Source organism: Pelomonas parva, assembly GCF_043555835.1.
GTDB classification, from domain to species: Bacteria; Pseudomonadota; Gammaproteobacteria; order Burkholderiales; family Burkholderiaceae_C; genus Pelomonas; species Pelomonas parva.
The window spans coordinates 16,230-28,285 of record NZ_JBIGHV010000002.1 but is presented as its reverse complement, the minus strand read 5'-3'; the positions used below and the strand labels follow the sequence as shown (position 1 = coordinate 28,285).

Annotated in this window: 9 protein-coding genes; 7 read left to right on the top strand and 2 right to left on the bottom strand. The window is 67.5% G+C overall.

Annotated elements, in window-relative coordinates; all coding sequences use genetic code 11:
* Window positions 1-17: 17 nt before the first annotated feature.
* Together ACG00Y_RS04040 and ACG00Y_RS04035 are read right to left on the bottom strand one after the other, a co-directional pair.
* Entirely contained in the window at window positions 18-1,388 is a 1,371-nt protein-coding gene (locus ACG00Y_RS04040) for an FGGY-family carbohydrate kinase (protein ID WP_394476227.1), read from the bottom strand.
* A 20-nt stretch (window positions 1,389-1,408) separates the two neighbouring features.
* Window positions 1,409-2,287: a DeoR/GlpR family DNA-binding transcription regulator gene (locus tag ACG00Y_RS04035; protein WP_394476225.1), complete on the bottom strand. Its 879-nt coding sequence runs from the start codon at window positions 2,285-2,287 to the stop codon at window positions 1,409-1,411.
* Window positions 2,288-2,748: 461 nt separating this feature from the next.
* Here ACG00Y_RS04035 and ACG00Y_RS04030 point away from each other — a divergent pair, with 461 nt between their 5' ends.
* From ACG00Y_RS04030 to ACG00Y_RS04000, 7 genes are read left to right on the top strand one after another with little or no spacing between them, the layout of a single operon-like run.
* Complete coding sequence (locus ACG00Y_RS04030; RefSeq protein WP_394476224.1) at window positions 2,749-4,857, top strand: bifunctional rhamnulose-1-phosphate aldolase/short-chain dehydrogenase; 2,109 nt, start codon at window positions 2,749-2,751, stop codon at window positions 4,855-4,857.
* Between the two features lie 14 nt (window positions 4,858-4,871).
* Window positions 4,872-6,170, top strand: a complete 1,299-nt coding sequence (rhaI, locus tag ACG00Y_RS04025) for an L-rhamnose catabolism isomerase (RefSeq protein WP_394476223.1) — start codon at window positions 4,872-4,874, stop codon at window positions 6,168-6,170.
* Window positions 6,170-7,552 (top strand): glycoside hydrolase family 28 protein, encoded by a 1,383-nt coding sequence (locus ACG00Y_RS04020; RefSeq protein ID WP_394476222.1) that lies wholly within the window; start codon window positions 6,170-6,172, stop codon window positions 7,550-7,552. Before rhaI ends, ACG00Y_RS04020 begins: the two co-directional genes overlap by 1 nt.
* A gap of 18 nt (window positions 7,553-7,570) precedes the next feature.
* Window positions 7,571-7,894: an L-rhamnose mutarotase gene (locus tag ACG00Y_RS04015; protein ID WP_394476220.1), complete on the top strand. Its 324-nt coding sequence runs from the start codon at window positions 7,571-7,573 to the stop codon at window positions 7,892-7,894.
* A complete protein-coding gene (locus ACG00Y_RS04010; protein WP_394476219.1) occupies window positions 7,858-8,613 on the top strand; it encodes a DUF6250 domain-containing protein in 756 nt (251 codons plus the stop codon). The genes ACG00Y_RS04015 and ACG00Y_RS04010 overlap by 37 nt, the downstream gene beginning before the upstream one ends.
* Entirely contained in the window at window positions 8,610-10,145 is a 1,536-nt protein-coding gene (locus tag ACG00Y_RS04005) for an alpha-N-arabinofuranosidase (RefSeq protein ID WP_394476217.1), read from the top strand. Before ACG00Y_RS04010 ends, ACG00Y_RS04005 begins: the two co-directional genes overlap by 4 nt.
* Window positions 10,142-11,977: a glycoside hydrolase family 2 protein gene (locus tag ACG00Y_RS04000; RefSeq protein WP_394476216.1), complete on the top strand. Its 1,836-nt coding sequence runs from the start codon at window positions 10,142-10,144 to the stop codon at window positions 11,975-11,977. The genes ACG00Y_RS04005 and ACG00Y_RS04000 overlap by 4 nt, the downstream gene beginning before the upstream one ends.
* Window positions 11,978-12,056 lie beyond the last annotated feature (79 nt).

Here is a 12,056-nt window from a genome sequence, read left to right as displayed (position 1 = left end):
CACAAAGCCCCCGTAAGTTAAACCGCGCCCGACCTCAACCGCCAAGCGTCCCGATACCCCCGCCATCCCGCCGGCTCCCACGCCACGACCGGCGCCGCAGCCGCCCCGGCTTCGCTGCCCCAGGCATCCAGCAGCCAGGCGCCGCAAGTCGTGCCGCTGCTGTCATCCGACACCGTCACGTCACGCCCTTCAGAAAGCCCCGCCAGCAACGGCCCGAACCACGGATTCGCCGTGAAGGCGCCTTCGACGACCACGCGACCACTGGCGCCCAACGACGACAGGCAGTAGTCCGTCATCAACACCACGTACAAGGTCGCCAGCGCCGCGCGCTCGGCGTCGGTCTCCGGCACGGCGCCATCGACGCGCCCGATACGACCGGCAAAAGGCCCGCCCGTCTCGGCAAAGCAAGGCAAGGCCATCGTCTGCCGTGCAATCAACTTCTCCACATCCGCCGCAACAAACGTCGCCGGCTGCGTCCCCGCGATCGAGCCAAACTCCCGCCCGCCCATGAAGCGCATGCAGGGCACCGCGTCGCCAAAGACATCGCAGTTGGCCAGCATGTCCTGCGCCTCGACCAGCGGCTTGGTCGCCGAACCCAGCGCCGCCGCGATGACCCAGGTGCCGGTGGACAACACCGTGCAAGGCCCGCTACGTTGCAGCGTCAGCAGATGGCGCAGCAGCGAGGCATTGCTGTCGTGGATGCCGCAGACGATCTCGCAGTCTGCGGGCAGCCCGGTGTCCGCCACCAGCTCGGGCCGCAGCGTGCCCAGCCGCGCCCAGGCATCGCGACGCGGCGGGAACAGGCCTTGCCAACCCTGGCTCTCGACCAATGACGACCACGCACCCTCGCTCGGCCGCCACAGGTCGGTGTGGCAACCCAGCGAAGTGACCTCGCTGGCCGCGACACCGCTGAAGCGCCAGGCCCAGTACTGCGGGTACATCAGCACCTGCCGAGTGCGGGCGAACTCCGCCGGGAACTGCGCCTGCAGCCACTCCAGCTGGCGCCCGAGGTTGAGGCCGGCAGGCAACTGCGGCGAGCCGCTCTCCTCGAACGAAGGCCGCAGCGCCGCATAACGCGTTGCATCAGCGGCGTCGCCGGGCACGTGCTCGTAGTCCAGCACCGGCAACACCAGGCCCGCGTCGTCGATCAGCGCCGCCGTCGCGCCATGCGTGACCGGCACGATGGCGCGGATGTCCGCCAGCGCCGACATCTGGCGCAGCTGCACCAGCATCCACTTCCACAGCCCCTCGGTGTCGTGGTGCGGGTAGGGCGCTATGCGGCGCACGGTGTTGGGCGTGCGCGCCTCCGCGAGCGTCTTGCCCGCCGTATCGATCAACGTCAGCTTGGCGTTGGTCTTGCCGATGTCGAGGACGACGGTTCCTGACACCCGATCTCCGGCCGGTGCGCTCAAGAGTGCAACACCGCGTGGGGATAGGCGCCGGACTCCAGCACCGCCGCGTAGTCACGCGAGCTCATCGCCGAGGCCTCCATCACGCGGGGGTCCACGGCTTCGGGCTCCACGGTGATGACGCGCACGCCGTAGTGCTCCAGCAGTTGCACGGCGCTGTCGGACGCGCCGGTGTCGGTGATGACCGTGGACACGCGGTTCAGGCCGCACAGCACCAGGCCGGCCTTGCGCGCGAACTTGGAGCTGTCCACCAGCACGACGAGTTGCTCGGCCTGGCCGATGAGGCGCTTCTCGGCCTGGATCAGCAGCGGGTCGGCCTCCATCAGGCCCAGGATGGACAGGCCGTAGACGCCCATGAACATCTTGGCGGCGTAGTGGTGTTGGGCGACGTCGTTCTCGAACGGGCTGAGGATGACGTTCTGCTCGCGGTAGACCTTGCCGCCGGGCAGGATGATCTCGTTGTCGCTGGTGACGAGCAGGCGCTCGGCCATCAGGAAGGAGTTGGTGAGAATCTTCAGCTGCTTCTCGACGAGAAACTCCGCCATCATGAAGGTGGTGGTGCCACCGTTGATGATGATGGTTTCGCCGTTATTGCACATCGACGTGGCATACCGGGCGATGGCGCGCTTGGCGGCAGTATTCTGCTGCGCGTTGTTTTGAAAAGTCTCGCTGCTCAGCGTATATGACTTTTTCTTCTGCTCAAGCCTTTGAGCCCCGCCGCGGGTGCGCGTCAGCTGGTTTTTGGTGGCCAGCCAGGAAATATCCCGGCGCACGGTGGCGGCCGAGGCCGACAACCATTCCATCAATTGCTGGACGCTGGCGTGCTCGCGCTCGTCAAGGAGTTTGAGCAGACGCTTGTGACGCTTGTGATTGATCATGAGGAACACCTTTATCGGGCGACCTGCCGTGAGGGCGGCGACCGTTGTCTCGTCGTTATGTCACCCAACCCTCGATTGCATTGCCGGGGCGGGCGTCGCTTGCGTTCGGCAGCCTGGCTGAAGGCCGGTCGCCTGAGCACGGCCGGTGGGCGAAGGCACCGGCCGCCGGTGCCTGCTCACCCAAGCTCAGAATCGATCAGAGTCTGGGTGAAACACCGTTTCAAGTGCAGGTTACGTCAGTCGCTCGCCGAGGTCAATCAGAAAACGCTCACGGCCGTGAGCGTTTCGTGAGCGAAGCCAGGGAGCCACGCGCTTTCGCTCATCCTTTTGATTTCCTGAGCCGCCCCCGAGCATGGGCTGGCGTTTCGCTTCACACTGCGTTCCGCTGACCCGCGAACGACGGGCGCCGGGCCGCACGCTGCGGCCGAGGTGACGAATACCGACTGAATACAGGCAAGCTGATGACTGCAAATTCCCAAACCCCTGCGCAAACTCCCATTGTCTCCAAGTGGGACGACGCCGTGGCGGCCAAATTGAGCGAACCGGAGCTGCTGCTCTATCGCTCAAATCTGCTGGGCTCTGATTTGCGCGTGACGAATTTCGGCGGCGGCAATACCTCGGCCAAGGTCAAGATGCGCGACCACCTGACCGGCGACGATGTCGACGTGCTGTGGGTCAAGGGTTCGGGCGGAGACCTGGGTTCCATCAAGCTCGATGGTTTCTCCACGCTCTACATGGACAAGCTGAATGCGCTGAAGAAGCGTTATCGCGGCCTGGAGCATGAAGACGAGATGGTGGATTACCTGCCGCACTGCACGTTCAACCTGAACCCGCGCGCCGCGAGTATCGATACCCCCCTGCACGCCTATATCCCGAAGGCGCATGTCGACCACATGCACCCGGACGCGATCATCGCCATCGCAGCTTGCGCCGACAGCCGCCGCCTGACCGAAGTGATCTTCGGCGGCCAGCTGGGCTGGCTGCCCTGGCAGCGCCCCGGCTACGACCTGGGCCTGAAGCTCGAAGCGCTGGCCACGTCGCAGCCCAACCTGAAGGGCATCATTCTGGAAGGCCACGGCCTGTTCACCTGGGGTGACACCGCCAAGAGCTGCTACGAGATCACGCTGGACATGATCCGCCTGGCCGAGCAGTGGCTCAACGAGAACATCAAGCAGCCGGTGTTCGGCGGCGTGAAGACCGTGACGCTGGCCGCCGAGCAGCGCGCCGCCATTGCCGCCAAGCTCATGCCCGCGCTGCGCGGCCGCATCAGCGCCGACGAGCGCAAGCTGGGCGACTTCAACGACAGCGCCGCGGTGCTGGAGTTCGTCGGCAGCAACGACCTGGAGAAGCTGGCCGCGCTGGGCACCTCCTGCCCCGACCACTTCCTGCGCACCAAGATCCGCCCGCTGGTGCTGGACTTCGACCCCAGCAACCCCGATGTCGACGCCGTGCTGGCCGGCCTGGATGCCGCGCTGGAAGCCTACCGCGCCGACTACCGCGCCTATCACGAACGCTGCAAGCGCCCGACCAGCCCGGCCGTGCGCGATGCCAACCCCATCATCTACCTGATCCCGGGCGTGGGCATGCTGTCCTTCGCCAAGGACAAGGCCACGGCCCGCATCGCCGGCGAGTTCTACATCAACGCCATCAACGTGATGCGCGGCGCCAATGGCGTCGACAAGTATGTCGGCCTGCCCGAGCAGGAAGCCTTTGACATCGAGTACTGGCTGCTCGAAGAAGCCAAGCTGCAGCGCATGCCCAAGCCCAAGAGCCTGGCCGGCCGCGTGGCCCTGGTCACCGGCGGTGCCGGTGGCATCGGCCAGGCCGTCGCCCGCCAGCTGCTGCAGGAAGGTGCCTGCGTCATGCTGACCGACATCGACGCCGGCGCGCTGGAAGAAGCCAAGGCCAACCTGCTGAAGGTCGGCGGCAAGGACGCCATCGCCACCGTGCAGGGCAACATCACGTCCGAAGCTGAAGTCGAGGCCGTGTTGTCGGCCACCGCGCTGCGCTTCGGCGGCCTGGACATCCTCGTGTCCAACGCCGGCATCGCTTCGGCCGCGCCGCTGGAAGACACGACGCTGGAAATCTGGCAGCGCAACCAGGACATCCTGGTGACGGGCTACTTCCTGGTCGGCCGTGGCGCCTTCCGCCTGATGAAGCAGCAGAAGACCGGCGGCTCCATGGTGTTCGTGGCCAGCAAGAACGGCCTGGTCGCCTCCGCCGGTGCATCGGCCTACTGCACGGCCAAGGCAGCCGAGATCCACCTGGCCCGCTGCATCGCGCTGGAAGGCGCGTCGGTCGGCGTGCGCGTCAACGTCGTCAACCCCGACGCCGTCATCCGCGGCTCGCGCATCTGGGACGGCAAGTGGAAGGAAGAGCGTGCCGCGTCGAACAAGATCGACAGCGACAACATCGAAGAGTTCTACCGTCAGCGCAGCATGCTCAAGCTCAGCGTGCTGCCCGAGGACATCGCCGAAGCGGTGTACTTCCTGGCCAGCGACAAGTCCGGCAAGAGCACGGGCAACATCCTCAACGTCGACGCGGGGAATGCCGCCGCGTTCACCCGTTGAGGCAGGAGATTTCCATGACCAAGCACATCATCGACGCCGGCCAGGTCGAGCAACACAACGCCAAGCAGCGCGCCGAGCTGCAGGCCGACTACGACGCGCTGGGCGGCATGCTGTCCCGCCGCGGCGTGGACATCGAGGCCCTCACCGCCAAGGCCCAGACCTTCGCCGTGGCCGTGCCCAGCTGGGGCGCGGGCACCGGTGGCACGCGCTTCGCGCGCTTCCCCGGCAAGGGCGAGCCGCGTGACGTGACCGAGAAGCTGGAAGACTGCGCCGTCATCAACCAGCTGACCCGTGTCACGCCTGCCGTGTCGCTGCACTTCCCGTGGGACAAGCCCAGCGACCCCAAGGCCCTGCGCCAGCAGGCCGACGAGCTGGGCCTGGGCTTCGACGCCGTCAACTCCAACACCTTCCAGGACCAGGCCGGCCAGGCCCACACCTACAAGTTCGGCAGCCTGACGTCGACGAGCCAGGCCTCGCGCGAGCTGGCCATCCAGCACAACATCGACTGCATCGAGCTGGGCAAGACGCTGGGCTCCAAGGGCCTGACGGTGTGGGTGGGCGACGGCGCCAACTTCCCCGGCCAGAGCAACCTGCGCGGCGCGCTGGAGCGCTACATCGACAGTGCCAAGGGCATCTACGCCGCCCTGCCTGCCGACTGGCAGATGTACATCGAGCACAAGCTGTTCGAGCCGGCGTTCTACTGCAGCGTCATCGCCGACTGGGGCACCAGCTTCGCCGTCGCGCAGACGCTGGGCGAGAAGGCCAAGTGCCTGGTGGACCTGGGCCACCACGCGCCCAACACCAACATCGAGATGATCGTTGCCCGCCTGGCGCAGTTCGGCAAGCTCGGCGGCTTCCACTTCAACGACAGCAAGTACGGCGACGACGACCTGGACTCGGGCTCCATCGACCCCTTCCAGCTGTTCCTGATCTTCAACGAGCTGGCGGATTCGCAAGCCCGTGATGGCGCCGGCTTCAACCCGTCGTACATGCTGGACCAGTCGCACAACGTGACCGACCCCATCGAAAGCCTGATGAGCAGCGCCGTCGAGGTGCAGCGCGCCTTCGTGCAGGCCGCGCTGGTGGACCGTGCAGCGCTGGCGGGCTTCCAGGAAAGCAACGACGTGCTGCAGGCCGCGCAGACGCTGAAGAAGGCCTTCCGCACCGACGTGAGCCCCATCCTCGCGATGGCCCGCCTGCGTTCGGGCGGCGCGGTCGATCCGGTGGCGGCGTATCGCGCCAGCGGCTACCGCGAAACCGTTGCAGTGAAGCGCCCCCCGAAGGCAGGCGCCTCGGGCAGCGGCATCGTCTGATGACGCGGGCTTGCGTGCAAGCGCAGGCCTACGGTGCACTCGGTGACGGGTGCACGCTCAACACCCGCGCCCTGCAGGCCGCCATCGATTCGGCGGCTCTGCAGGGCGCGGAGTTGCGTGTGGGCCCCGGCGTCTACCTGACCGGCGCGCTGTTCCTGAAGAGCGGCATGACGCTGCGCCTGGAACGCGGCGCCACGCTGCTGGGCTCGCGCGACCTGGCCGACTACCCCCTGCTGCCCACGCGCGTGGCCGGCATCGAGATGCGCTGGCCGGCGGCGCTCGTCAACATCTACGGCGAGCAGGACGTGGCCCTGCTGGGCGAAGGCTGCATCGACGGCGATGGCAAGGTCTTCTGGGACAGCTACTGGGCGCTGCGCGCGACCTACGAGCCACGCGGCCTGCGTTGGGCGTCGGACTACGACTGCCAGCGCCCCCGCCTTGTGCAGGTCTTTGAGTCCGCCCGCATCACCATCGGCGAGGGCCTGCTGCTGCGCCGCTCCGGCTTCTGGACGCTGCACCTCTGCTACTCGGAAGACGTGACCGTCGACCGCGTCACCATCCGCAACAACGAGGACGCGCACGGCCCGTCCACCGACGGCATCGACATCGACTCCTCGCGCCGCGTGACCATCCGCCATGCCGACATCGCCGTCAACGACGACGCGCTGTGCCTGAAGGCCGGCCGCGACGCCGACGGCCTGCGTGTGGCGCGCGTCTGCGAAGACATCCACATCAGCGACTGCATCGTCCGCGAAGGCGCTGCGGGCCTCACCTTCGGCAGCGAGACCTCCGGCGGCTTGCGCCGCATCAATGCCCAGCGCATCGCCGTGCATGCGCCGGTGCCTGTGGGCCTGCTGTTCAAGAGCGCGCCGACGCGGGGCGGCTTCGTCGAGGACGTGTCCATCAGCGACCTGAGCCTGCATGGCGTGCCGGTCGCCATGCGCGCGACGATGAACTGGAACCCCGCCTACAGCCAGGCGCAGATCCCCGACGCCGAGCGGCTCGCCGCCCCGCCGCATTGGCTGGCGCTGGCCCGGCCCGTGCCGCGCGAGCAAGGCCGCACAAGGGTCGAGGGCGTGCGCATCCAGCGCCTCACGGCGCGCGGCGCCCGCGTCGCGTTCGAGGTCGATGCGACGGCCGAGGTGCCCCTGCGCCGCTTCGACTTCCGCGGCATCGCCATCGAAGCGCAGAGCGGCGGCCACGTGCAGGACGCCCTCGGCTGGCACTTCGATGACGGCTGCCAGCTGCAGCTGGGCACCCCCATCACCGTGGGCAGCAGCTGCCAGATCGCCGGCCTGCCCGCAGCCCACTGCCGCGTCGATGCCGAACTGCAGCGCCGCGACGTGTCGGCCCTGCCCATGGCCGAACAAGACGTTCAATAAAGACAAGGAGACAAGACGATGAGCGACGAGATTCGCGCCTTCAAGATGCAGCTCAAACCCGGCGTGGTGCCTGAGTACAAGAAGCGCCACGACGAGCTGTGGCCCGACCTGGCCGAGGCGCTGCGCGGCGCCGGCATCCACGACTACTCCATCTTCCTGGACGAGAGCACGCTGAGCCTGTTCGCGGTGTTGAAGCTCAAGCCGGGCTATCCCATCGACGAGCTGCCGACGCTTCCCGTCATGCGCCGCTGGTGGGACTACATGGCCCCGCTGATGGACGTCGAACCTGACAACAAGCCGCGCCAATGGGACTTGCCCTCCGTCTTTCACTTTGCGGGCTGATCCTCGCTACGCCGCTGCTTGCAGCGGCCTGGTGCGAGGCGCCCAAGAAGCTGGAGCAAGTCGCCACTGACGACTTCCGCGCCGGCCTCGCCCGCTGGCGGCTGGAGGCCGAGGACGCCCGCGCCGTCGTCACCGCCGCGAACGGCGTGCTGGACATCGCCACACCTGCCGGCCTGTCGCTATGGTGGCGCGAGCCGCTGAGCGGCGACTACGCCATCCGCTTCACCGCCCTCGCCCTGCCCGCGCCCGCCACGGCCGGGCCGCACTCAGGCCGCCTGTCGGACCTCAACATGTTCTGGAACGCGCTAGAAGCCGACGGCAGCCCGCCCTACCCGCGCAGCGGCAAGTTCGCTGGCTACGACACGCTGCCAACCTACTACGTGGGCTTCGGCGCCAACGCCAACACCTCCACGCGGCTGCGCCACTACAACGGCAGCGAGCGCCGGCTGCTAACGGGTTTTGCAGACGGTGCCATCGCCGAGCCGGGTGAAGCCCCGATGACCGCGCAGACCCGTCTGCATGCGGGCCAACCGCTCACCGTCGAGATTGTTTCGCGCCAACCGACGCCTGACAACGCTGTTCACCTGCGCTGGCATGCCGGCAGCAACGAACTCTTTACACGCGCCGATCCCAATCCGCGCCTGCACGGCTTCTTTGCGCTGAGGACAACGGCCAGCCGATTGCAGATCAGAGATTTCCAAATCCTCCAATGCCGATGAAACACCTGCTCGCCACGCTCGCCCTTGCCGCCTCAACCGCCCAGGGGGCCGAGCCGGTGAGGGTGGACATCCAGACCGGCCAAGCCGGCCCCGTGATTGCACGCCAGATCTACGGCCAGTTCGCCGAGCACCTGGGCGCCGGCATCTACGAAGGCCTGTGGGTGGGCACGGACAGCAAGATCCCCAACGTGCGTGGCTGGCGCAGCGACGTGGTGAATGCACTCAAGGCCATCAAGGTGCCCGTGCTGCGCTGGCCGGGCGGCTGCTTTGCCGACGAATACCACTGGCGCGACGGCATCGGCCCGCAGTCGCAACGCCCGCCACGCGTCAACACCAGCTGGGGCGGCGTCATCGAGCCCAACAGCGTGGGCACGCACGAGTTCATGGACCTGGCCGAACAGCTGGGCACCGAGGTCTACATCAACGCCAACCTCGGCTCCGGCACCGTGCAGGAGATGGCGCAGTGGCTGGAATACCTGACCGCCGAGGGCGACACCGCCCTGGCCCGCGAGCGCCGCGCCAACGGCCGCGACAAGCCGTGGAAGGTCCAGTACTGGGGCATAGGCAACGAGAGCTGGGGCTGCGGCGGCAACATGAAGCCGAGCTACTACGCCGACCAGTACAAGCAGTGGGCCACCTTCGCCAAGGCCCCGCGCGGCAACCGGCCCAAGCTCGTCGCCAGCGGCGGCCAGGAGCTGGAGCTGCACTGGACCGAGACGCTGAGCGCCGAGATCAAGCAGATGAGCGCCATCACCCACCACCAGTACTCGCTGCCCACGCGCGACTGGAAGAAGAAGGGCGCGGCAATAGGCTTCCCAGAGAGCGAGTGGATCTCCACGCTGGCCGTGCCGCAGACCATCGACGGCTACCTCGCCAAGCACCGCGAGATCCTGGACCGCAACGACCCGGCCAAGAAGTTCGCCATCTACTTCGACGAATGGGGCAGCTGGTACGACCCCGAACCCGGCACCGACCCCGGCTTCCTCGTGCAGCGCAACACCCTGCGCGACGCGGTGCTGGCGGCCCTGCACTTCCATGTCTTCCACCGCCATGCCGAGCGCGTGAAGATGGCCAACATCGCGCAGATGGTCAACGTGCTGCAGGCCGTGGTCATCACCGACAAGGAGCGCATGGTGCTGACGCCCACGTATCACGCGTTCGCGATGCATCTGCCCTTCATGGATGCGACTTCGCTGCCGGTGCAACTGAGCGGTGTGCCAACCTATGCACTGGGCAAGTACAGCATCCCGGCCGTGAGCGCCAGCGCGGCCAAGGGGGTGGACGGCAAGCTGCTGCTGAGCCTGACCAACACCAATCCGAACCAGGCGCTGCCGCTGCAACTCGCCGTGGGCGGCAAGGGGGTGCGCGCCGTCACCGGCCAGTTGCTGACGGCTGCGGCGATGGACGCCGAGAACCGTTTCGAGGCGCCCGACCGCGTCAAGCCCCAGCCCTTCAAGGCGCAAGCCAAGGACGGCACGCTGAATGTCACGCTGCCGGCCAAGTCCGTCCTCGTGCTGGAAGTACAGCCATGATCACTCGACTCCTCGCCCTGCTCGCGCTTGTCGCGGCGCCCGCCTTCGCCGCCGACAACCTGCGTCCGCCGTTGCTGCTGACCGGCCAGCGCGCCGACGTGCAAGACCTGTCCGGCCGCTGGACCTACTCCAAGGACTATTACCGCACTGGCCTGACCGACATCAACGGCTGGGTCGCCAAGAGCCGCATGCAGCGCCACCGCGACCTCGACATCGCCGCCGAGGAGGCCAAGCCCGGCACGGCCTTCTTCGAGTTCGACCTCGACCGCGGCCCGGCCATGCAGATCCCCGGTGCATGGAACTCGGCCGAGCCCGAGCTGCGCTACTACAACGGCCTGATCTGGTTCCAGCGCCGCTTCGACATCCCCGCGCCCAAGGCGGGCGAGCGCAGCTTCCTGCGCTTTGAGGCCGTCAACTACCGCGCCTATGTCTACGTCAACGGCAAGGAAGTCGGCCGGCATGAAGGCGGCTTCACGCCCTTCGTGCTGGAGGTGACGGACGCACTGCGCGCGCAAGGCAACCGCCTCGTCGTCGGCGTCGACTCCAAGCACGACGCGCAGAGCATCCCGGGCGAAATCACCGACTGGGACCTGTACGGCGGCATCACGCGGCCGGTCAAGCTCATCCGCACGCCCGCCACCTTCATCGACGACGCAACGCTGCGCCTGACCGACGCCGGCCGGCTGGTGGGCAGCGTGCAGCTCAACGGCGCGCAAGCGGCAGGACAGCCCGTCAACGTGCAGATCAACGCGCTGGGCATCAAGGCTCAGGCGACGACGGACGCCAACGGCGAGGCCCGCTTCGACGTCGCCGCACCGGCCACGCTGAAGCGCTGGACGCCCGAAGCGCCGCAGCTCTACGCGGTTCGTTTTGCGAGTGGCACTGACGCCATCGATGACCGCATGGGTTTCCGCACCATCGCCGTCAAGGGCAGCGAGATCCTGCTGAACGGCAAGCCGGTGATGCTGCGCGGCGTGTCCATCCACGAGGAGGAACTGGGCGCCAACCCGGCCCGCCGCCTGACCGACTCCGCCGCCCGCGCGCTGCTCAGCGAGGTCAAGCAGGGCCTGAACGGCAACTACGTGCGCCTGTCGCACTACCCGCACTCCGAGACCATGCTGCGTGCGGCCGACGAGCTGGGGCTGCTGGTGTGGAGCGAGATCCCCGTCTACTGGACGGTGGACTGGGACAACCCCGCCGTGCTGCTGAAGGCCAAGCGCCAGCAGGCGGAAACCATCTACCGCGACCGCAACCGCGCGGCGCTGGTGATGTGGAGCGTGGGCAACGAGACGCCCGTGGCCGACAACCGCACGCGCTTCCACGCGGCGCTGGCCGCCACCGTGCGCGAGCTGGACCCCAGCCGCCTGATCAGCGCCGCGCTGCTGGTCAAGCGCGACGGCGACACGATACAGATCGCCGACCCGCTGCTCGCCCACCTGGACGTGATGGCCGTCAACACCTATGCCGGCTGGTATGGCGACGACAAGCTGGAAGACCTGGCCCGGCTGAAGTGGGCGCTGCCGACCGACAAGCCGCTGATCGCCTCCGAGTTCGGCGCCGATGCGCTGGCGGGGCATCACGACGGCAGCGCCGCGCCGAAGAAATGGTCGGAAGAGTTCCAGGCCGCGTACTACCGCGAGACGCTGGCCATGCTGGCGCGCATCCCCAACCTGCGCGGCCTGTCGCCCTGGGTGCTGAAGGACTTCCGCTCGCCGCGCCGCGAGCACCCGGTCTTCCAGAACGGCTGGAACCGAAAAGGGCTGGTCTCCGAGACAGGGCAGCGAAAGCAGGCCTTTGACGTGCTGGCCGAGCACTACCGCCGCCCGAATTGAAAACCAACCCGTAGGGCGGGTCGCGACCCGCCGTTGGGTAGAGCAGCGCCACACCACCAAACGGCGGGTCATGACCCGC